This window comes from Halosaccharopolyspora lacisalsi (assembly GCF_014137975.1).
GTDB classification, from domain to species: Bacteria; Actinomycetota; Actinomycetes; order Mycobacteriales; family Pseudonocardiaceae; genus Halosaccharopolyspora; species Halosaccharopolyspora lacisalsi.
Genome location: NZ_JACGWZ010000003.1, coordinates 71,486 through 92,372, shown reverse-complemented (window position 1 = coordinate 92,372; position 20,887 = coordinate 71,486). Strand labels below are relative to the sequence as shown.

Annotated in this window: 16 protein-coding genes and 1 riboswitch; of the genes, 10 read left to right on the top strand and 6 right to left on the bottom strand. The window is 69.4% G+C overall.

Annotated features, from left to right (window positions below; translation table 11 throughout):
- Nucleotides 1–8: 8 nt before the first annotated feature.
- Nucleotides 9–1,151, bottom strand: a complete 1,143-nt coding sequence (locus FHX42_RS11925) for an acyl-CoA dehydrogenase family protein (protein ID WP_182544350.1) — start codon at nucleotides 1,149–1,151, stop codon at nucleotides 9–11.
- Nucleotides 1,152–1,154: 3 nt separating this feature from the next.
- Nucleotides 1,155–2,318: a CaiB/BaiF CoA transferase family protein gene (locus FHX42_RS11920; protein WP_182544349.1), complete on the bottom strand. Its 1,164-nt coding sequence runs from the start codon at nucleotides 2,316–2,318 to the stop codon at nucleotides 1,155–1,157.
- Nucleotides 2,319–2,431: 113 nt separating this feature from the next.
- Here FHX42_RS11920 and FHX42_RS11915 point away from each other — a divergent pair, with 113 nt between their 5' ends.
- The 4 genes from FHX42_RS11915 to FHX42_RS11900 all read left to right on the top strand — a co-directional run bounded on the left by FHX42_RS11915 (nucleotide 2,432) and on the right by FHX42_RS11900 (nucleotide 4,586).
- Entirely contained in the window at nucleotides 2,432–3,160 is a 729-nt protein-coding gene (locus tag FHX42_RS11915; protein WP_182544348.1) for a MerR family transcriptional regulator, read from the top strand.
- 185 nt (nucleotides 3,161–3,345) lie between these two features.
- Complete coding sequence (locus FHX42_RS11910) at nucleotides 3,346–3,789, top strand: SSI family serine proteinase inhibitor (RefSeq protein ID WP_182544347.1); 444 nt, start codon at nucleotides 3,346–3,348, stop codon at nucleotides 3,787–3,789.
- Between the two features lie 60 nt (nucleotides 3,790–3,849).
- On the top strand, nucleotides 3,850–4,251 hold the full coding sequence (locus tag FHX42_RS11905; protein ID WP_182544346.1) for a YidH family protein: 402 nt from the start codon (nucleotides 3,850–3,852) through the stop codon (nucleotides 4,249–4,251).
- A 2-nt stretch (nucleotides 4,252–4,253) separates the two neighbouring features.
- On the top strand, nucleotides 4,254–4,586 hold the full coding sequence (locus FHX42_RS11900) for a YidH family protein (protein ID WP_182544345.1): 333 nt from the start codon (nucleotides 4,254–4,256) through the stop codon (nucleotides 4,584–4,586).
- Nucleotides 4,587–4,714: 128 nt separating this feature from the next.
- Here FHX42_RS11900 and FHX42_RS11895 read toward each other — a convergent pair whose 3' ends face one another.
- From FHX42_RS11895 to gcvH, 4 genes are all read right to left on the bottom strand, one after another.
- Nucleotides 4,715–4,936: a hypothetical protein gene (locus tag FHX42_RS11895; RefSeq protein ID WP_182544344.1), complete on the bottom strand. Its 222-nt coding sequence runs from the start codon at nucleotides 4,934–4,936 to the stop codon at nucleotides 4,715–4,717.
- A 54-nt stretch (nucleotides 4,937–4,990) separates the two neighbouring features.
- Complete coding sequence (locus tag FHX42_RS11890) at nucleotides 4,991–5,302, bottom strand: DUF4333 domain-containing protein (protein WP_220480236.1); 312 nt, start codon at nucleotides 5,300–5,302, stop codon at nucleotides 4,991–4,993.
- A 259-nt stretch (nucleotides 5,303–5,561) separates the two neighbouring features.
- Nucleotides 5,562–6,923, bottom strand: coding sequence for an L-serine ammonia-lyase (locus FHX42_RS11885; RefSeq protein ID WP_182544343.1), 1,362 nt, complete (start codon nucleotides 6,921–6,923; stop codon nucleotides 5,562–5,564).
- 34 nt (nucleotides 6,924–6,957) lie between these two features.
- The gene (gene gcvH, locus FHX42_RS11880; protein ID WP_182544342.1) at nucleotides 6,958–7,332 is read right to left on the bottom strand and encodes a glycine cleavage system protein GcvH; all 375 of its coding nucleotides are present in this window, start codon (nucleotides 7,330–7,332) and stop codon (nucleotides 6,958–6,960) included.
- A gap of 159 nt (nucleotides 7,333–7,491) precedes the next feature.
- Nucleotides 7,492–7,603, bottom strand: a riboswitch (glycine riboswitch).
- Nucleotides 7,604–7,694: 91 nt separating this feature from the next.
- Between gcvH and FHX42_RS11875 the strand changes: the two genes are divergently transcribed.
- The 6 genes from FHX42_RS11875 (at nucleotide 7,695) to FHX42_RS11850 (ending at nucleotide 20,749) form a co-directional block, all read left to right on the top strand.
- Nucleotides 7,695–9,269: a PucR family transcriptional regulator gene (locus FHX42_RS11875; protein ID WP_182544756.1), complete on the top strand. Its 1,575-nt coding sequence runs from the start codon at nucleotides 7,695–7,697 to the stop codon at nucleotides 9,267–9,269.
- A 125-nt stretch (nucleotides 9,270–9,394) separates the two neighbouring features.
- Complete coding sequence (gene ald / locus FHX42_RS11870) at nucleotides 9,395–10,510, top strand: alanine dehydrogenase (RefSeq protein WP_182544754.1); 1,116 nt, start codon at nucleotides 9,395–9,397, stop codon at nucleotides 10,508–10,510.
- A gap of 402 nt (nucleotides 10,511–10,912) precedes the next feature.
- The gene (locus FHX42_RS11865; RefSeq protein WP_182544752.1) at nucleotides 10,913–11,920 is read left to right on the top strand and encodes an ABC transporter ATP-binding protein; all 1,008 of its coding nucleotides are present in this window, start codon (nucleotides 10,913–10,915) and stop codon (nucleotides 11,918–11,920) included.
- The gene (locus FHX42_RS11860; protein WP_182544341.1) at nucleotides 11,921–12,769 is read left to right on the top strand and encodes an ABC transporter permease; all 849 of its coding nucleotides are present in this window, start codon (nucleotides 11,921–11,923) and stop codon (nucleotides 12,767–12,769) included. It abuts the gene before it with no gap.
- A gap of 204 nt (nucleotides 12,770–12,973) precedes the next feature.
- On the top strand, nucleotides 12,974–16,714 hold the full coding sequence (locus FHX42_RS11855; RefSeq protein ID WP_182544340.1) for an ABC transporter ATP-binding protein: 3,741 nt from the start codon (nucleotides 12,974–12,976) through the stop codon (nucleotides 16,712–16,714).
- Between the two features lie 315 nt (nucleotides 16,715–17,029).
- The gene (locus tag FHX42_RS11850) at nucleotides 17,030–20,749 is read left to right on the top strand and encodes a multifunctional oxoglutarate decarboxylase/oxoglutarate dehydrogenase thiamine pyrophosphate-binding subunit/dihydrolipoyllysine-residue succinyltransferase subunit (protein WP_182544339.1); all 3,720 of its coding nucleotides are present in this window, start codon (nucleotides 17,030–17,032) and stop codon (nucleotides 20,747–20,749) included.
- Nucleotides 20,750–20,887: the final 138 nt, after the last annotated feature.

Sequence of the window (20,887 nt, the reverse complement as noted above, 5' to 3'; positions counted from 1 at the left end):
ATGTTTCCCTAGAAACCCATCGACCTGCCGACGATCTCCTTCATGATCTCCGTCGTACCGCCGTAGATCGTCTGCACCCGGGAGTCCAGGAACGCCTTGGCGACCGGGTACTCGGTCATGTACCCGTACCCGCCGTGCAGCTGGAGACACCGGTCCACGACCCGCTTGTTCATCTCCGACAGCCACCACTTGGCCATCGCGGCGTTCTCGATGCTCAGCTCACCGCGCAGGTGCTCGGTCACGCAGCGGTCCACGAAGACCCGGCCGATCCGCACCTCGGTGGCCATCTCCGCCAGCTCGAAGCGGGTGTTCTGGAACTTGCCGATGGGACGGCCGAACGCGGTCCGCTCCCGGCAGTAGTCCTTGGTCACCTCCAGCACCTTCTCCGCGCTGGCCGCCGAGGCGACCGCGATGGACAACCGCTCCTGCGGCAGGTTCTGCATCAGGTAGACGAATCCCTGGCCCTCCTCGCCGAGCAGGTTGGCCGCGGGCACCCGCACGTCGTTGAAGAACAGTTCGGCGGTGTCCTGGGACTTCTGGCCGATCTTGTCCAGGTTGCGGCCCCGCTCGAAGCCCGGCGTCCCGCGCTCGACCACGAGCAGGCTGATGCCCTCGTGCCCGGCGTCGGGGTCGGTGCGGGCGGCCACGATGACCAGGTCGGCGTTGACGCCGTTGCTGATGAAGGTCTTCTGCCCGTTGAGCACGTACTCGTCGCCGTCGCGGACCGCGCTGGTCTGGATGCCCTGGAGGTCACTGCCCGTGCCGGGCTCGGTCATGGCGATGGCGGTGATCGTCTCGCCGCTGCAGAAGCCCGGCATCCAGCGCTGCTTCTGCTCCTCGGTGGCCAGGCGCGTCAGGTAGGGCTCGTTGATGTCGTTGTGCACCGGGACGCCGAAACCGGATATCCCGGCCGAGACCAGTTCCTCGTCGAAGACGACGTTGAAGCGGAAGTCCTCGACACCGCCACCGCCGTAGCGCTCCTCGACCGAGGTCCCCAGCAGGCCCTGCTTACCGGCGGCCAACCAGGCATCGCGGCTGACCACGCCCGCCGCTTCCCACTCCTGCTGGTGCGGGACGAGCTCCTTGTTCACGAACGCGCGCACGGACTCCCGGAACGCCTCGTGCTCGTCGTCGAACAGTTCCCTGCGCATGGCTCACGCATCCTCTCGGTTCGGCCGGATGGCTCCGGACTCCAGCAGGTCGTCACCGTTGCCGACCTGCCACTCACGTAGCACCGACGCACCGTCGGCCCCCGGTTCGGGCGCGGGGCGGAGTGGGGGGTTCGGTGTGTGGGAGAACCTGGGCGCCGGGGCGGGTTGGAGCACACCGTCGGAGCGCGTCAGCGTCCCCCGCGCCCGCACGTGCGGGTTCTCGGCCGCCTCGGTCATCGACAGCACCGGCGTCACGCAGGCGTCGGAGTCGGCGAACACCTCGGCCCACTCCTGCCGGGTTCCCCGCGCGAAGGCCTCACCGAGCCGCTCGCGCAGTTCGGGCCAGTTCGCCGGATCGTCGCGGTCGGGGACCTCTCCGGTGAGGCCGAGGCGTTCGATCAGCTCGTCGTAGAAGCGAGGCTCCAGGGCACCGACGGCCACGTACTCGCCGTCGGAGGTGGCGTAGACGTCGTAGAAGGGCGCACCGGTGTCGAGCAGGTTGGTCCCGCGCTCGGTGTTCCATCCCCCGGCCGAGAGCATTCCGAACAGCATGGTGCCGAGATGCGCCGATCCATCCACGATGGAGGCGTCGACCACCTGTCCGTGGCCGCCGCCCCGCGCCTGGATGACCGCGGCCAGCACTCCGACGGTCAGGTACATCGCACCGCCGCCGAAGTCGCCCAGCAGGTTCACCGGCACCTGCGGTGGCCCTCCCGCGCGCCCGAGAGCGTGCAGCATTCCGCTGAGGGCGATGTAGTCGATGTCGTGGCCGGCCGTGGAGGCCAGCGGACCGTCCTGCCCCCAGCCGGTCATCCGCCCGTAGACCAGGCTCGGCCGGACCTGCCAGCACTGCTGCGGCCCCACTCCGAGGCGTTCGGCCACTCCGGGCCGGTATCCCTCCAACAGCACGTCGGCGCGTTCGACCAGCCCGAGCACCGTCTCGGGGCCCCGCTCGTGCTTCAGGTCCACCGCCACCGAGCGTTTGCCACGATCGAGCAGGCCGTCCGGGGCGCCCCCGTCGCCGGGCCGCTGCACTCGCACCACGTCGGCGCCGAGATCGGCCAGCAGCATCGCGCAGAACGGGGCGGGACCGAGCCCGGCCAGTTCCACCACGCGAACGCCGGCAAGAGGCCCCCTACGAGCACCGTCACCGTCCGGTTCCGCCACGCGCGTGTCTCCCAATCGACCGGTCACCGCACGGGTGACGGCGAGCACAACAAATATGACGCTGATAGTGTTACACCGCTGGTGTCACACCGGTCAAGGAGTATGGTGCTCCTATGCTCCGGACAGCGGATGAAGAGCTCACCATCGACGGACTCGCGGCACGGGCCGGCGTTACCGTGCGCACTATTCGCTTCTACTCCTCACGCGGACTCATCCCGCCTCCGCACCTGCGCGGGCGCCTGGGGTTGTACGGCAGCGAACACCTCGCTCGGCTCGATCTCATCCGCGAGCTGCAGAATCTCGGGTTCACCCTCTCGGCCATCGAGGGGCACCTCCAGCGCATCCCCGACGACGCCTCGCCCGAGGACCTCGCTCTCCAGCGCGCCCTGCTCGCCCCCTGGACCAACGACCAGGCCGAGGACATCGACCGGCACGAGCTCAACCAGAGGGCCGGGCGCACGCTCGACGACGAACGCGTGGAGCAGCTCGTCGCGCTCGGGATACTGGAGCACCTGGACGAGGACTCGGAGAAGCTGCGGCTGACGAGTTCGGCGATGCTCGGAGTCGGCCTCCAGATCCTCGACCTCGACCTGCCGATGGAGATGCTGGTCCAGGCCAAGCAGATCGTCGAACAGCACACCACGCAGATCGCGGTGGAGCTGCGCGAGCTGTTCGCCGCGAACGTGTTGCGCCCCTACGTCGAGCGCGGCCGCGACGACCAGGAGCGGGAGCGGGTCCGCGCCGCCAGCGACCAGTTGCGGCCACTGACGATCCAGGTGCTGGTCAACGGCTTCCAGCGCGCCGTCGACGACGTCATCCGCGACCGCGCCTCCAAGGAGTGAGCCGAGACGGCTCGTGGCCGGGAACGCGCGAGCCTCCGCCCCGAACAAGCACGCACAGTAGTACCACTCCAATGGGTGAAACACTTTCAGGTGAACTCCGGGCGCAGAAGCGGCATACGCGCGGGGTCTCCGGGTAGATAGGAGCGAACTCACACTCAATCTACTGCGAAAACGAGGAAGACACGATGGCAAGAGCTCTCGGCCGCACGCTGCTCGCGACGACGGCGATCGCCGGCCTGGCGCTGGCCCCCGCCACGGCCACCGCCGAGCCGACCTCGGTAAAGCCGCCCGAGAGGGGCGCCAAGGTCGTCCACCTCACCGTCGAGGACGGCATGTCGCAACAGCACCGTTCGGTGTGGCTCAATTGCTCACCCGCCGGCGGCACGCACCCGAAGGCGAAGGCGGCCTGCGACGCCCTGAACAGCACCGGGGGCAAGTTCAAGTCCCTCAGCGCCAACAGAGACGCGCTGTGCCCGCTGATCTACCGTCCGGTGACGGTCACCGCCAAGGGAACCTGGAACGGCACGCGCGTGGACTACACGGAGAAGTTCTCCAACGCCTGCGTACTCCACTCCCACACCGGTTCGGTCTTCGACTTCCGGAAAACCGGTTCGAAGCCGTCCGCGTAGCACTCCCGTGACGCGCTGTGCGCAGGGTGTTTTCCGATCGTGGCGGGATACGGTGGTGTCATGGCGCCACAGGAAACCTCACCCGACGGAACCCGGCGTCGGCCGCACCGGGTCTACCGCGAAGGCGCGGAGCCCGATCCACGCTTCACGCTCGCCAACGAGCGCACGTTCCTGGCGTGGTTGCGAACGTCCCTGGCGCTGATGGCCGGTGGCGTCGGCATCGAGGCGCTCAACGCGGTGGCGCCGGGAGCCTCCAACCCCGCCAGGACGGCGCTGGCGGTGCTCCTGCTCGGTGGCGGAGTCGTGTGCAGCGCTACGGCGTTCACGCGGTGGGCCGCCACCGAGCGTGCCCTGCGCACCGGTCAGCCGTTACCCGCCCCGAAACTGGCACCGGTGCTGGGCTACGCCCTCACGGCCGTGGGCGTGGCGGCCTGCGCGCTGCTGCTGATCACCGGGAGCTGACCGTGCGTTCCGAGGCGGAGAACCCGTGGGACATCGGGCTGCAGAACGAGCGCACCACGCTGGCCTGGTCCCGTACCGCGCTGTCCTTCGTGGTCGGCGGGCTCGTCGTGGTCCGCTTCATCGCGCACAGCAGCACGACGCTGGCGATCGTGTTCGCGGCAGTGACACTGCCGCTGGCCGTGGTGATCACCTGGCTGGCGTGGCGCCGGTACCGGCGGGGGCAGCACCGCCTGCACGGCCGCTCCCCCCTGCCTGACGGCGCACTCCCCGGCGCCGTGGCCGCACTCGCCGTCCTGGTGGGCATCATCGGTATCGTCTACGTCCTGCTGAGTTAGCGACCGAGGCGACGTCGCACGGCTTCACGAACGTCGCTGCGGCGGCGTGGTGACCGGCCGACCCGTGATCGGACCGGTGGCGGGAGGTGTACACCGCCGTAGCCCGGGGCAACGACACAGAACCCGATCTACACCGGCGGAACCAGTCCGGAGAGGTGGCCGGTCCCCCCGCAGTGCGGGCAGTCCCGCCACTCGCCCATGCTCATGCCCGTTCGCGTGTCGCTCGTGGCCTGAATGACGTAGACCCGAGGCTCGCTGACCTTGCGGAAACCGCCGCAGCTGAAGCAGACGGTGTTCGGGCCCCGGGCAGGGGATTCGGAGTCGGGGGCTTCGGAGTCACTGTCATCCATGTCGCCAGTGTCCTCCACGCTCGCCCGTCCCCCGGTACGCGGCCCGGGACGGTTTCACCGTCCGGCGGGCAGCTCCTCGACCTCGATGTCGAACTTCACGTCGCCGCCGTCCACCGAGGTAACGCTGGTCGTGACGTCGAGAGCGGTTCCACCGGCGGTCAGCTCGCACTTCACGGAGGCTCCCACCTCGGCGGGGAGCTCACGCGGGCACGTGACCTCGTCGGGCCGCTGCCCCACCTTCTGCTCGAGGCGCCGACCGATCGTCTCGGCGAGCTCGTCCTTTTCGACCGTACCCGGACCACACCCGGCCATGACCGGCACCGCCGTCAGCACCGCCGCCGCGAGCACACCGCGTCCGTACCTCAATCTCGTCTCCTCCGCCTGCTGCGCCACCCCGTTGGGAAGGTCATGACTGTTCGTCGACCAGCGCAGGAGTGTAACGGCCGGAATCACCGGCGGGGGCGCTTTTGGCGAAATCGTCGCGGACGGCGTGCGGCCCGCACCGAACTCCGGGTACGGATGCCCGGTACGGGCCGTCAGACCTTCTCCGGGCCGTCAGACGCCGGGCACCGGCGAGCAGCGCCGAGACCCCACGAGAGACAGCACGACCGGTCAGCCTCCTCGGTCAGCACTCGATGACGTTGACGGCCAGGCCGCCGCGTGCCGTCTCCTTGTACTTGTCCTTCATGTCCTTGCCGGTGGCGCGCATGGTCTTGATGACCTTGTCCAGCGACACGTGGTGGCTGCCGTCGCCGCGCAGCGCCATCCGCGCCGAGGTGATCGCCTTGACCGAGGCCACCGCATTGCGCTCGATGCACGGGATCTGCACCAGACCGCCGATCGGATCGCAGGTCAACCCGAGGTTGTGCTCCATGGCGATCTCGGCGGCGTTCTCCACCTGCCACGGGGTGCCCCCGAGCACCTCGGCCAGCCCGGCGGCGGCCATGGAACAGGCCGAACCGACCTCGCCCTGACACCCCACCTCGGCACCGGAGATCGAGGCGTTCTCCTTGAACAGCACGCCGACGGCACCCGCCGCGAGCAGGAACCGCACCACACCGTCCTCGCTCGCTCCCGGCACGAACCACCAGTAGTAGTGCAGCACCGCCGGGATGATGCCCGCCGCACCGTTGGTCGGGGCCGTCACGACCCGCCCCCCGGCGGCGTTCTCCTCGTTGACCGCCAGCGCGAACAACGTGACCCACTCCATCGAGTCGTCGTCCGCGGAGAGCTTGGCCTGCAGCTCGGCCGCTCGACGCCCCACCTTCAGCCCCCCGGGCAGGTCCCCGGTGTTGGCACACCCGTTGTCCACGCACTCGCGCATGACCTGCCAGATGTGCAGCAGACCGGCACGCACGGCAGCGGCGTCACGCCAGGACCGCTCGTTGGCCCACATGACATCGCTGATCCTGACATCCGGCCCCGGCCCGGACACCTGCTCCAACAACTGCGCCGAGGTGTGGAACGGATACTCGACCGCCGTCTCGTCGGGCTTGACGCGATCGGCACCGGAGGCCTCGTCATCGACGACGAAACCACCCCCGACCGAGTAGTACGCGGCCACCAGCAGCTCGCCACCATCACCGTCCAACGCGCTGAACCGCATCCCGTTCGAGTGCACCGGCAGCGACTCGCGCCGATGCATCACCAGGTCACGATCGACCGAAAAGCCGATCTCGTGCGTTCCACCCAGCCCGATCCGACCGGACTCCCGGATCCGGTCGACACGCCCGCTGACCGCGCCCGGATCGACCGTCTCCGGCTGATGCCCCTCCAGCCCCAGCAGCACCGCCTTCGGGCTGCCGTGACCGTGCCCGGTCGCACCCAGCGAACCGAACAGCTCCGCCCGCACCGACGCGACGGCGGGCAACACCCCCTCAACACGCAACCTGCCGACGAACATGCCGGCCGCCCGCATCGGACCCACGGTATGCGAACTCGACGGACCAATGCCCACCGAAAAAAGATCGAAGACGCTGATCGTCATTGACCAGTTCCTCCTTGTGAGTGGCGTGGGCCGCCTACGCCCCGCCGGTCAATTCGGCGTACTGCTCGGCCGTGAGCAGCTCGCCCTTCTCGCTGACCCGCAGCTCCATCAGCCATCCCTGGCCGAAGGGGTCGGCGTTGACCAACGACGGATCGTCCACCACGGCCTCGTTGACCGCCACGACCTCACCGGTGGCGGGGGCGTAGAGGTCGCTGACCGACTTGGTCGACTCCAGCTCGCCGCAGGCCTCGCCCGCTTTGATCTGCTGACCCACATCGGGCACCTGCACGTAGACGATGTCGCCGAGGGCTTCCGCCGCGTAGGGAGTGACACCCACGCGCACGACGCTGTCACGGTCCTCGAGCCACTCGTGCTCTGCGGTGTAGTTCAGCTGTGCGGGCAAGGACATGGGGAGGCTCCGTCGATATCGGGGGCATGGACATGCCCGGGTACTTTGGGCCTCCCCCTCTGTTGCGGAACCTGAGAGCTTCGCCGCGCTGAGCAGCTTGCACCGTGGGTGCGCGGCGTCCCGGACCGGCCGGGAGAACACACGCTTTCCAGAGTTGCCTAGAGCCGGGCGGTCATGGGTGCCTGAGAGTTTGCGGGGAGTCTTGCTCCTTCGGCGCCCTCACCGGTGAGGACTCGTCCTCGTCGGTCAGGGGCTCTCCCGCCCGGTTTCGATGGCCGGTATGCGATTGTCGCTGTGTCCGGCAACGATAACCCGGCGAACGGCCACACCCAACCCGAGGGCGACCGAAAGGAGTGGCGGGTCTGATCGACGTCCGTGCACTGATCGAACGAGTCGGCCCGACGTTGCTGCGTACCGTGCGGCTGCCGGACACCACCGGCTGCGTCGGCGATGTCGTGATCGCCGAACCCGACGTGCCCGCCAGCGTCGCCGAGGGGGACCTCGTGCTGGGTCTCGCCGTCACCGACAGTGCGCAAGCCGTCTCGCTGGCGCGTGAGTGCGGGCGCCAGGCAGCGGCGGCGGTGCTGCTCAAGCCACCGCTGTCGACCGACGACGAGGTGCTCGCCACCGCCGAGGACCATCGACTCGCGGTGGTCGAAGTGAGTCGGGGCACCGCGTGGGCGCAACTCGTCTGGTTGATCCGGGCCGCGCTGGCGGGTTCCGGTGTCGAGGACGTCGAGGACCGCGATCCCACCCGGATGGGATCGGCCGGGCTCGGCGACCTGTTCCGGCTCGCCGACGCGGTCGCCGAGGTGGTCGACGCCCCCGTCACGATCGAGGACGCCCACTCCCAGGTGCTGGCCTACTCCGCGCGGCAGGACCTCACCGACCCCGCCCGGGTCTCCACCATCATGGGCCGCAAGCAACCCGACGACGTGCTGGCGAAGTTCCGCGCCCACGGGACGTTTCGCAAGCTGACCAAGGGCGGTTCGGCGATCTTCGTGCCGGCCCAGCAGGACGGCACGCTGCCCCGGCTGATCATGCCGATCAGGATGGGCGGGGAACTGCTCGGCTCGATGTGGGCGGTGGTCACCGGGGAGGTCTCCGAGGAACGGGCCACGGCCTTCGCCGACACCGCCCCGCTGGTGGCACTGCAGCTGCTGCGTTGGCGCGCGCTGGCCGACGCCGAGCGGCAGCGTTCCGCCGGACTGGTACGCCTGCTGCTGGAGGGCGGCGAAGGCTGGCGGGCGGCGGCCAACGAGCTCGCCCTGCCCAGCACCACGCACCGGGTGATCGCCATCGACGTGCGTTCCGCGGGAAACTCCGCCGAGGGCCGCAGGTTGGCGATGTGGGAGTGGATCACCCGTGGCATCGGCCCCCGTCCTCTGGTCGCCGAGATCGGCGGAGTGCTCTACATCGTCGTGCCCGACCGAACCGGTACCGGAGGTTGGCCCGCCCTGCGGGAGGCGCTGGAGGGGCACGGCGTCCAGCCGCACCCGCTGATCGCGGCGGGAACCGCCGCCGGGGTGGCGGAACTGGCGCAGTCGCGGACGCAGGCCGACGAGGTGCTCGGGCTGCTGCACACGGGACGGGTCCACGACCGCATCGCGGTCTACGAGGAACTCTGGCACCTGCTGGTGCTCAACCGCATCGCCGGAGCCTCCGCCGATGCCGGGGTGGGCGCGCTCGGCCCCGTCCCCGCGCTGCGCGAGCACGACCGTGCCCAGGGCACCGAGTACCTCGCCACGCTGCACGCGTGGCTGCGCCATCCGGGCGATCCGCGTACCGCGAGCGCGGAACTGCGCGTCCACCCCAACACCTTCCGCTACCGCATGAAGCGACTGACCCGAATCGCACCGGTGGACCTGGACGATCCGGACGTGCGGTCGGCTCTGCTGGTGCAGCTCCTCGCCGAGCGGTGGGCGCACCACGGCTGATCCGGCGCGGCCGGGTTTGTGCTCGCACAACAAACGACCCGAGGTCATCTCATGGTGTGGGAATGATGCGCTCACCCGGCCGGCGGCGGATCGTGGTGCGCAGCAACAAGGAAAGGATTCGCACCGTGAAGATCGCCGTCCCCCGCGAGATCAAGAACAACGAGTACCGGGTCGCGCTCACCCCGGCGGGTGTCCACGAGTTCGTCGACCGGGGCCACGAGGTCTTCGTCGAGGCCGGGGCGGGCACGGGCTCGTCGATCCCCGACGAGGACTACCTCGCCGCGGGCGCGAAGATCCTGCCCAGCGCCGAGGAGGTCTGGGCCGAGGGCCGGTTGGTGCTCAAGGTCAAGGAGCCCGTCGCCGAGGAGTACCCGCGGCTGCGCTCCGACCAGGTGTTGTTCACCTACCTGCACCTGGCCGCCTCCTCGGAGCTGACCACCGCGCTGCTGGACTCCGGAGTCACCAGCATCGCCTACGAGACCGTGCAGACCCCCGGTGGAGGGCTGCCGCTGCTCGCGCCGATGAGCGAGGTCGCCGGTCGGATCGCCCCGCAGATGGGGGCCTACGCGCTGATGCGCCCCAGCGGTGGCCGTGGAGTGCTGCCCGGAGGCGTTCCCGGAGTGCACCCCGCCCGCGTCGCCGTGATCGGTGGCGGTGTCGCCGGTCTCAACGCCGCGAGCATCGCGCTGGGCATGGGCGCCGACGTGGAGCTGCTCGACACAGACGTCGACAAGCTTCGCGAGATCGACCGCGACTACCGTGGCCAGCTGCGCACGATCACCTCGAACCGCTACACGGTCGAGCAGTCCGTGCGGGCCGCGGACCTGGTCATCGGTGCCGTGCTGATCCCGGGGGCCAAGGCGCCGAAGCTGGTGTCCAACCAGCTGGTGTCCCGGATGAAGCCGGGCAGCGTGCTCGTCGACATCGCCATCGACCAGGGGGGTTGCTTCGCCGACTCCCACCCCACCACGCACGACGACCCCACCTACCAGGTGCACGATTCGGTGTTCTACTGCGTGGCCAACATGCCGGGCGCGGTGCCGAACACCTCCACCCACGCGCTGACCAACGTCACGCTGCCCTACGCGCTGCGCATCGCGGACCAGGGTTGGCAGCAGGCGTGCCGCGAGGACACCGCGCTGGCCCAGGGGCTCAACACCCACGGCGGCACCCTGCTCAACGAGCCGGTCGCCCGGGCGCACGGTCTGTCCGGCGGCTCCGTCGAGGATGCGCTCGCCTGACGATTCGCGGGCCACGTGCTCGATCAGCACCGCACATCCGCAGAATCAGTGCCCGAGGGGGCGGTCGGGGGAACCCGACCGCCCCCTCGGGCAAGAAGGGGCGGCCTGCTCAACCAGCCTGGGGGTCACCGGGAGCGGGCCGCCGCTTCCCAGTGTAGGACATGACGACGCTTTTGCCGACGTCCCACACGCCGATGCACCGAAGAAATTTGTCACGCTCCGCAGCGGCGAACCGGTGAAGTATTGACCGACTTCGCCGGACGAGGTACTCCGATCTTTTTCACGTCCGCGCCCCGCCCCGGCTCGTAGTAAGGCAGGATGGTGTCACCCGACGACGTTTCCCGGGCCGGTGCACGCCGTCCGGACGACGTCGTGCGACATCCCGTAAGCCTGGAGGAACGCGTGCACGACGGCAGCGGCCGGATCGCGGTGGGGGGACTGAGCAAGAGCTTCGGGCCGATCAACGCGGTCACCGACCTCAGCTTCACGGTCGAGCCGGGTTCGGTGACCGGCTTTCTCGGCCCCAACGGATCGGGCAAGACCACGACGCTGCGGATGCTGCTGGGGTTGATCACCCCGAGCTCCGGTGCGGCCGTGATCAACGGGGTTCCGTTCGCGCAGCTGTCGAACCCGGCCACCGTGGTCGGAGCGGTCCTGGAGTCCCAGGGCTTCCATCCCGGCCGGACGGCCCGCAACCACCTGCGCAGCTATGGTGCGGCGATGAACGTGCCCGACGAGCGGGCCGACCAGGTGTTGGAACTGGTCGGGCTCAGCGGCGCGGCCACCCGCAGGACGGGCGGGTTCTCGCTCGGGATGCACCAACGACTGGCCCTGGCCACGGCCCTGCTCGGCGACCCCCAGGTGCTGATCCTGGACGAACCGTCCAACGGGCTCGATCCGGAGGGCATCGCCTGGCTGCGCGGGTTCCTCAGGTCCTTCGCCGCCACCGGGCGCACCGTGCTGATCTCCAGCCACCTGCTGCGCGAGATGGAGCACACCGTGGACCGCGTCGTGATCATCAGTCGCGGGCGGTGCGTCTACGACGGCGACCTCGAACAGTTGCGCTCGGCCCAGCGCTCCCGCGTGCTGGTGGAGGCGTCGGATCCGGGCAAGCTGGTGGAATCGCTGCGACAGGCGGGGATGGACGCGCATTACCTCCAGGACGGCAGGTTGGCCGTGCCGGACACGGACTCGCGCACCGTGGCCGACCTCGCCCTGCAGGCCGGGATCGCGCTCTACGGCATGCAGGACGAGCGGATCGATCTCGAGCAACTCTTCTTCCAGCTCACCAGCGGGCAGTACACCGGCGGCCAGTACGCCCAGGGCGGTGCCGACCCCCGATGGGCCGCTCCCGGAGCCGGACGACAGGATCAGCAGGGCGGCAACAGCGGTTTCGGAGGCGGCTTCTAAATGGGTGCGCTGGTCAAGGCGGAGTTCCGCAAGATCTTCACCATCAACCTGTGGTGGGCGCTGCTCGTGCCGGTGGTGGTGCTGAGCTTCGGCGCGGGCTGGTTCGGCACCTACTTCGGTTCGCTCGACCAGCTCCGGGCGGATCTGGGCACGACGCTGCCCGTGGGACTGCTCACCGTGTCGATGTCGACGAACTTCAGCACGCTGTTCGCCGCGCTGTTCGGGGCGATGGCCGTCGCGGCCGAACACCGCAACAGGAGCATCACCACGACCTTCCTCACCGGTAGCCCGCGGGGCGCCGTGATCGGCGCCAAGCTCATCGCCTACGCCAGCGTGGGACTGGGCTACGGGGTGGCCAACTTCCTGTTCGGCAGCCTCGGCGGACTGCTGGGATCCGGGATCGACGGTTTCGGCGACCCGCTGGACTGGCTGGCCGTCGGCGGAGCGGGCCTGCTGGCGATGGTGCTGTGGACAGTGCTGGGGGTCGGCTTCGGAGCCCTGGTGGTCAACTCGGTCGCGGCCATCACCTCGCTGCTGGTCTACAGGTTCGTGATCGAGTCCATCCTGGCGTCCGTGTTCGTCAGGGCCGGGCTCACTTCCGCGGGGGCGTACCTGCCCGCGGCAGCGGGCGGCGGGATCGTGGGCAACGTGGCGGTACCGATCTTCATCCAGGACCTGAAGCAGAGCACCGGCCGCTACGTCCCCCCGGAGGCGTCCGATGCGCTGAACGTCTTCACCGGCGGTTCCGTCGTTCACACGTGGTGGGTCAGTCTGCTGATCTTCACCGGTTACGCCGCCGTGTTCGCGGCCGGAGGGTGGCTACTCAGCCGCCAGCGCGACATCACGTGACGGGTCCACGGGCCGGCTCGCACAGGGGCCGGTAGGAGAACCGCGGACGTCGACCGCCCGCGACCCGAGCACCGTGCACCTGTCCCACCGGGTCCCTGCGTTCCGCAGAACTCGACGTTCTCCCCTCGGCCGAAGCCAGGGATCTGCGCGCTACGTCTCGCACATCAGCCGGAACGTCACCGCGCGGCGACATAGCCTGAGAGGGTGCCCGAAACCAGCGACACCACCCGCCCGCCGGAAGGCTGGGTCCGCCGGCTCGCCGCCACGTGCTGGCAGCACCCCCTGCCCGTCGTGCTCTCCCTGACGGCCTCGGCCACGGCTGTCGGCGTCGAAGCGCTCGTGCCACTGCTGACCAGGACCGCCATGGACGACGCGGTCGCGCACAGCACCGAGCGGCTGGGCTGGATCGTTGCCGCGATGGTGGGTCTGGGGGTGTTCCGCTTCGGCGCGTCCTTCGTACGCCGCTACTCGGCGGGCAAACTGGCCGTCAACGTGCAGCACGACCTGCGCCGAGCGGTCTTCTCCTCGGTACAGCGCCTGGACGGCGGCAAGCAGGACACGCTGCGCACCGGCCAGGTCGTCTCCCGGTCGATCACCGATCTGCAGCTGGTGTACTCGCTGCTGGCGATGCTGCCGATGGGCGTCGGCATGGTGATCCTGGCGGTGTTCGCGTTCGTAGCGATGTTCGTGCTCTCACCCCTGCTCACGGTGATCTCGCTGACCGTGGGGCCGTTGATCGCCGTGGTTTCGGTACGCAGCAGGAAAAGACTGTTCCCCGCCACCTGGGCCGCCCAGCAAAGCGCGGCCGACATCGCCCAGCAGGTCGAGGAGACCGTCACCGGCGTTCGTGTCGTGAAGGGCTTCGGCCAGGAGTCCCGGGAGGTGGACCGGCTCGGCTCGAGAGCGCGCACCCTGTTCGCCAACCGGCTCCGATCGGCGCGTATGAGCGCGCAGCCCTCGGCGAGCCTGCAAGCGCTGCCCGCTGCGGGCCAGGTCGGCGTGCTGGGCCTGGGCGGCTGGTTGGTGCTGCGAGGTCAGATCAGTCTGGGCACCTTCGTGGCTTTCGTCAGCTACGTGACGATGCTGACCGGGCCGGCGCGGATGCTGTCCAGCCTGCTCGTGCAGGGACAGCTCGCGCGAGCGGGCGCGGAGCGGATCCACGACCTGATCGACTCCCGTCCCGAGGTGGGGGACGCACCGGACGCGGTGGACCTGCCGAGCGGACCCCTGCGGGTCGAACTGGACGACGTCGAGTTCGGATACACCCGCGACCAGCCCGTGCTCCAAGGGGCCGAGCTGCGGGTTCGACCGGGTGAGACGGTCGCGCTCGTCGGCCCGGCCGGATCGGGCAAGTCGACCGTGTCCCTGCTGCTGCCGCGTTTCTACGACGTGCACGGGGGAAGCATCCGGATCGGTACCGACGGCGACGCTCCCGCACCCGACATCCGCGAGGTGCGGATGGAGTCCCTGCGGGCGGCCGTGGGGGTCGTGTTCGAGGAAGCCTTCCTGTTCTCCGACACCGTCCGCGGCAACATCGCCTACGGTCGCCCCGACGCTTCCGAGGAGGAGGTGGTGGCCGCGGCCAAGGCCGCCGAGGCCCACGAGTTCGCCAGCGCCCTTCCGGAGGGCTACGACACCCTGGTCGGCGAGCGCGGCCTCACCCTCTCGGGAGGTCAGCGCCAGCGAATCGCGCTGGCCAGGGCGCTGCTGTCCGATCCGAGGGTCCTGATTCTGGACGACGCGACCTCGGCGGTGGACCCGAACACCGAGGCCTCCATCCACGACACCCTGCGTTCGGTGACGGCGCAGCGCACGACGCTGCTGGTGGCGCACCGCCGTTCCACGCTGGCGCTGGCCGACCGGATCGCGGTCCTCGACGAGGGTCGCGTCGTCGACATCGGCACGCAACGGGAACTGGAACAGCGGTGCGAACTGTTCGGCAAGCTGCTGGCCACCACGGGGTCGACGATCGACGCGCCGGTACGGCGCGGGGTGTCGCGGGAAGAGGGCGTCACCGCGCGCTTGTGGCCGCATCCGGGGTCCCGACGTACCGACGGTGGCGATCAGGCCGCCGCGGCGTCTCCGGGATCGGCCCCCGAACTCGCCGAGGGGCTGAGCAGGCTCCCGAAGGCCACGGACTCCCCCGACCCGGGTGACGAGGACGTCACGGCCACCGATACCGGGTTCCGGCTGAGACGGCTGTTCCGGCCGATCCGCTGGGGACTGGTGGCGACGATCCTGCTGGTGGCGGGCAGCGCCCTGAGCTCCGTCGCACTGCCGTCGCTGGTGCGGTGGGGCGTGGACGGCGGCGTCGGCACCGGCGACACCACGGTGCTGTGGACGGTCACGGCTCTCGGTGCGCTGGTCGTGCTGGCGAGCTGGGTACTGGTGCGGCTCCAGACGGTGGTCACCGCGCGGACCGGGGAGACGCTGCTCTACATGCTGCGGTTGCGCAGCTTCGCGCACCTGCAGCGGCTCGGGTTGGACTACTACGAGCGGGAGCTGTCCGGACGGATCATGACCCGGATGACCACCGATGTCGACGCGCTGTCGTCGTTCCTGCAAACGGGGCTGGCCACGGCGGTGGTCAGCGTGCTCACCCTCGTCGGCATCGCCGTGTCCCTGCTGGTCACCGATCCGTCGCTGGCGCTGGTGGCGATGTCGGTGCTGCCGCCTCTGGTGGTGGCCACGGTGATCTTCCGGAGGGTCTCGTCGACGGCCTACGCCGAGGCGCGCGAACGGGTCAGCGCCGTCAATGCCGACATGCAGGAGAACGTCTCCGGGCTGCGGGTGGCGCAGGCCCACCAGCGTGAGCGGCACTCGGCGAGGATGTTCGCGCGGCGCAGCGACGCCTACCGGCGCTCGCGGCTGCGCGCGCAGCGCTACATCGCCACCTACTTCCCCTTCATCTCCCTGCTGTCCGAGATCGCCACGGCGGCCGTGCTGGGAGTCGGTGCCTTCCGAGTGGCGGCCGGGCAGCTCACGCCCGGTGTGCTGATCGCCTTCCTGCTCTACCTGGGGCTGTTCTTCAGCCCGGTGCAGCAGCTTTCCAGCGTCTTCGACGCCTACCAGCAGGCCAAGGTGGGACTGCGCCGCATCGGCGGGCTGCTGCGCACACCGACGTCGGTGCCCGAGCCCGCCGATCCGATCGCGATGCCCGAGCGACTCGGCGGCGCCGTCGAGCTGCGCGACGTGTCGTTCCACTATCCCGGAGCCGAGCGCCCCGCGCTCCGCGACATCAACCTGCGGGTGCGGCCGGGCGAGACGGTGGCGCTGGTGGGCGCCACGGGTGCGGGGAAATCGACGCTGGTCAAACTGCTCTCACGGTTCTACGACGTGTCCGAGGGAGCCGTGCTGGTGGACGGGGCGGACGTGCGAGACTTCGAGATCTCGGCCTACCACCACCGGCTGGCCGTCGTGCCGCAGGAAGGCCACCTGTTCGCTCGCGACATCGCCGAGAACATCGCCTACGGGCGTCCCGACGCCACCCCGGCCGAGATCGAGGACGCCGCCCACCGCGTCGGAGCGCTGCCCGGGATCGCGGCACTGCCGAACGGGTTCCGCCAGCAGGCCGGGGAGCGGGGGCACAACCTCTCCGCCGGTCAGCGCCAGCTGGTGGCACTGTCCCGTGCCGAGCTGGTCGACCCCGCCCTGCTGCTGCTGGACGAGGCGACCGCCGCCCTGGATCCGGCCACCGAGTCGGCGGTGGTGGCGGCCGGGGACAGGCTCGCCGCACGTCGCACGACCTTCGTCGTCGCGCACAGGCTGGTCACCGCCGCTCGTGCCGACCGCATCCTGGTGCTGGTCGACGGGCGCATCGTGGAGCAGGGCACGCATTCGGAGCTGGTGAACGCGGGCGGCCACTACGAGCGGCTGTGGAACGCCGGCGGCACCGCGGCCTCCGGGCCGCACGAAGCGGTCGGCGTCTCCCCTCAGTCCCAGTGAACGGGGGACGACGCCCGTAGAATGGGATAACGAGCAAATGAGCGAAACGTCACAAACCGCCCGAGCGGCGGCGTCGCCGCCGACGACCTCGCCGGGCCGTGACAACGCAAAGCCCCCCATGATACCCCCAGCCGGAAAGCCAGGCATCGCCCGAACAGCCGCAACGGTCCACGACAAGGGGTTTCCTGATCGATTTTGTGAGCGACCTCCCCGCCACGGAGCCGCAGGAGTGTGCCAACCCCCCGAAGCGGACCGTTAGCCTGGTAGGCGAGTGTCTGAAAACCACGAGCAGATGGATCGAGGCGAAAGCCAGCCGTGTCCAGCAGCAGCCCTGCGTCACAGTTCGGCCCCAACGAGTGGTTGATCGAGGAGATGTACGAGCAGTACCTCAACGATCCCTCCTCGGTAGACTCGGCGTGGCACGAATTCTTCGCCGACTACGTGCCCCCGGCCCGGGCGACCTCCCAGACCCCGACCGCGGCGGCCGGTGCGACGTCCTCCGCGACCACGACAACCACCCGCGCGGCCGAAAGCAACGGGCAGGTCCGCTCCGCCGACACCGGCAGCGCGGCATCCCCGAGTCCAGCCGGCGGTACTGCCACCGAGAGCACGGCGGCGAAGCCGGCCCAACCGTCGGAGCCCGCGGCGCAACCGGCCAAGTCGAGCAAGACCACCGAGGAAACGTCCGGGGAGCAGACCAAGACGCTGCGCGGAGCTTCGGCGGCGATCGCCAAGAACATGGAGCAGTCGCTGACCGTGCCGACCGCCACGAGCGTGCGCGCGGTTCCGGCCAAGCTCCTGTTCGACAACCGCATCGTGATCAACAATCACCTGAAGCGGAACAAGGGCGGCAAGATCTCCTTCACGCACCTGATCGGCTACGCGCTGATCCGGGCGCTGCGGGAGTTCCCGAACATGAACCGCCACTACGACGTGGACGCCAAGGGCAAGCCCGCCGCGGTCACGCCGGAGCACATCAACCTCGGTCTGGCCATCGACCAGGCGGGCAAGGACGGAACGCGCAACCTCGTGGTGGCCTCCATCAAGGGCTGCGAGGAGATGAACTTCCAGCAGTTCTGGCAGGCCTACGAGGACATCATCCGCAAGGCGCGGAACAACGCGCTGACGACCGAGGACTTCGCGGGCACCACGATCTCGCTGACCAACCCCGGCCCCAGCGGGACGAACCACTCGGTGCCGCGGCTGACCGCGGGCCAGAGCGCGATCATCGGTATCGGGGCGATGGACTACCCCGCCGAGTTCCAGGGCGCCAGTGACAAGGCCCTGACCGAGATGGGGATCAGCAAGATCGTGACGCTGACCTCCACCTACGACCACCGGATCATCCAGGGCGCGGAGTCGGGGGACTTCCTGCGCAGGATGCACGAGCTGCTGCTCGGCGGCGACGGGTTCTTCGACGACATCTTCACGTCGCTGCGCATCCCCTACGAGCCGGTGCGCTGGACGCAGGACATTCCCGAGGGCGCGGTGGACAAGACCGCGCGGGTGCTCGAACTCATCGACGCTTACCGCACCCGCGGCCACCTGATGGCCGACATCGACCCGCTGAACTACCGGCAGCGGCGTCACGAGGACCTCGACGTGCTCTCGCACAGCCTCACGCTGTGGGACCTGGACCGCGAGTTCCCGGTCGGCGGGTTCGCCGGGCAGGAGCGCATGAAGCTGCGCGACGTGCTCGGTGTGCTGCGTGACTCCTACTGCCGCACGATCGGCGTCGAGTACATGCACATTCTCGAGCCCGACGAGCGGGAGTGGCTGCAGAACCGGGTCGAGCAGGAGCACGCCAAGCCGGAGAGCTCCGAGCAGAAGTACATCCTGTCCAAGCTCAACGCCGCCGAGGCGTTCGAGACCTTCCTCCAGACCAAGTACATCGGTCAGAAGCGGTTCTCGCTGGAGGGGGCCGAGACGGTGGTCGCGCTGCTGGACGCGGTGCTGGACGCCTCGGCCGCCTCCGAGCTCGACGAGGTCGTCATCGGCATGCCCCACCGCGGGCGGCTCAACGTGCTGGCCAACATCGTCGGCAAGCCGATCTCGCAGATCTTCCAGGAGTTCGAGGGCAACCTCGACCCGGGCCAGGCCCACGGTTCCGGGGACGTCAAGTACCACCTGGGTGCCGAGGGCAAGTACTTCCGGATGTTCGGCGACGGCGAGACGAAGGTCTCGCTGACCTCCAACCCCTCGCACCTGGAAGCCGTGGACCCGGTGCTGGAGGGCATCACCCGCGCCAAGCAGGACATCCTGGACAAGGGCCAGAAGGGCTTCACCGTGCTGCCGGTGCTGCTGCACGGGGACGCGGCTTTCGCCGGTCAGGGCGTGGTCGCCGAGACGCTGAACCTCTCGCAACTGCGCGGCTACCGCACCGGCGGCACCGTGCACGTGATCGTCAACAACCAGGTCGGCTACACCACCGGCCCGGAGCAGGGGCGTTCCAGCAAGTACTCCACCGACGTGGCCAAGATGACCGGTTCGCCGGTGTTCCACGTCAACGGTGACGACCCCGAGGCCTGCGTGTGGGTGGCCAAGCTGGCGGTGGAGTACCGCCACACCTTCGGCAAGGACGTCGTCATCGACATGGTCTGCTACCGGCGCCGTGGTCACAACGAGGGTGACGACCCCTCGATGACCCAGCCGACCATGTACGACGCGATCGACAAGATGCGCAGCGTCCGCAAGACCTACACCGAGTCGCTGATCGGGCGCGGTGACATCTCCGTGGACGAGGCGGAGAAGGCTCTCAAGGACTACGCCAGCCAGCTCGAGCACGTGTTCAACGAGGTCCGGGAGCTGGAGAAGGGCCGCGCCGTGCCGAGCCCCTCGGTGGAGTCCGAGCAGCAGATCCCGTCCAAGCTGGAAACCAGCGTCACCGCTGAGATGGTCCAGCGGATCGGCGACGCGCACACGAAGCTTCCCGAGGGCTTCACGCCCCACTCGCGGGTCAAGCCCGTGCTGGATCGGCGGTCCAAGATGGCCCGGGAGGGCGACATCGACTGGGCCTTCGGCGAGTTGCTGGCACTGGGGTCGTTGGCCGCGGGTGGGCACCCGATCCGGCTCACCGGCCAGGACACCCGGCGCGGCACGTTCGGCCAGCGGCACTCGGTGCTCATCGACCGCAAGACCGGCACCGAGTACACCCCGCTGCAGAACCTGGCCCCCGAGCAGTCGAAGTTCCTGGCCTACGACTCCGCGCTGTCGGAGTTCGCCGCCATGGGCTTCGAGTACGGCTACTCGGTGGCCAACCCCGATGCGCTGGTGATGTGGGAGGCGCAGTTCGGCGACTTCTTCAACGGTGCGCAGCCGATCATCGACGAGTTCATCTCCTCGGGTGAGGCCAAGTGGGGGCAGCGTTCCGACCTGGTGCTGCTGCTGCCGCACGGGCACGAGGGTCAGGGCCCGGACCACTCCTCGGCGCGCATCGAGCGGTGGTTGCAGCTGTGCGCCGAGGGCTCGATGACGGTGGCCATGCCCTCCACCCCGGCGAACTACTTCCACCTGCTGCGCAGGCACGCCCTCGACGGGATCGACCGGCCGCTGATCGTGTTCACGCCGAAGCAGATGCTGCGGATGAAGGACGCCACCAGCCCGGTGGAGCACTTCACCACCGGCAAGTTCTCCTCGGTCATCGACGATCCGACCGAACCCGATCCCGCGCAGGTGCGCAGGCTGGTGCTGTGTACCGGCAAGCTCTACTACGAGCTGGCCGCGGAACGGGCCAACCAGGGACTGACCGACACCGCTCTGGTGCGCCTGGAGCAGCTCTACCCGCTGCCGCACCGCAAGCTGGGCAGGCTGCTGGAGCACTACCCCAACGCCACCGACGTCCGGTGGGCGCAGGAGGAGCCGGCCAACCAGGGTGCGTGGCCGTTCCTGGGGCTGGCGCTGCCGGAGCTGTTCCCGGAGCGGATGGCGGGAATCAAGCGCGTCTCGCGGCGTCAGATGGCCGCCCCGGCCACCGGCCTGAAGGCCGTCCACGACGTGGAGCAGGAGCAGGTCGTCAAGGGCGCCTTCGAGGACTGATCCGCACTCGCAGGACCCCGCGGGCCGCCGGTTCACCCGAACCGGCGGCCCGTTTCGTTTCGTGCGCCTCGGAGTCCTCGTCTTCCCGCGATGTGCTGACCAGCTAGCATGCCCTGGTACGGACCGGCTGGTAGGACT

What these genes read in the sequence shown, in the direction of transcription:
- FHX42_RS11925 (WP_182544350.1), bottom strand. Translation starts at nt 1,151, where the DNA reads ATGCGCAGGGAACTGTTCGACGACGAGCACGAGGCGTTCCGGGAGTCC.
- FHX42_RS11895 (WP_182544344.1), bottom strand. Translation starts at nt 4,936, where the DNA reads ATGGATGACAGTGACTCCGAAGCCCCCGACTCCGAATCCCCTGCCCGG.
- FHX42_RS11915 (WP_182544348.1), top strand. Translation starts at nt 2,432, where the DNA reads ATGCTCCGGACAGCGGATGAAGAGCTCACCATCGACGGACTCGCGGCA.
- gcvH (WP_182544342.1), bottom strand. Translation starts at nt 7,332, where the DNA reads ATGTCCTTGCCCGCACAGCTGAACTACACCGCAGAGCACGAGTGGCTC.
- FHX42_RS11860 (WP_182544341.1), top strand. Translation starts at nt 11,921, where the DNA reads ATGGGTGCGCTGGTCAAGGCGGAGTTCCGCAAGATCTTCACCATCAAC.
- FHX42_RS11910 (WP_182544347.1), top strand. Translation starts at nt 3,346, where the DNA reads ATGGCAAGAGCTCTCGGCCGCACGCTGCTCGCGACGACGGCGATCGCC.
- FHX42_RS11905 (WP_182544346.1), top strand. Translation starts at nt 3,850, where the DNA reads ATGGCGCCACAGGAAACCTCACCCGACGGAACCCGGCGTCGGCCGCAC.
- FHX42_RS11885 (WP_182544343.1), bottom strand. Translation starts at nt 6,923, where the DNA reads ATGACGATCAGCGTCTTCGATCTTTTTTCGGTGGGCATTGGTCCGTCG.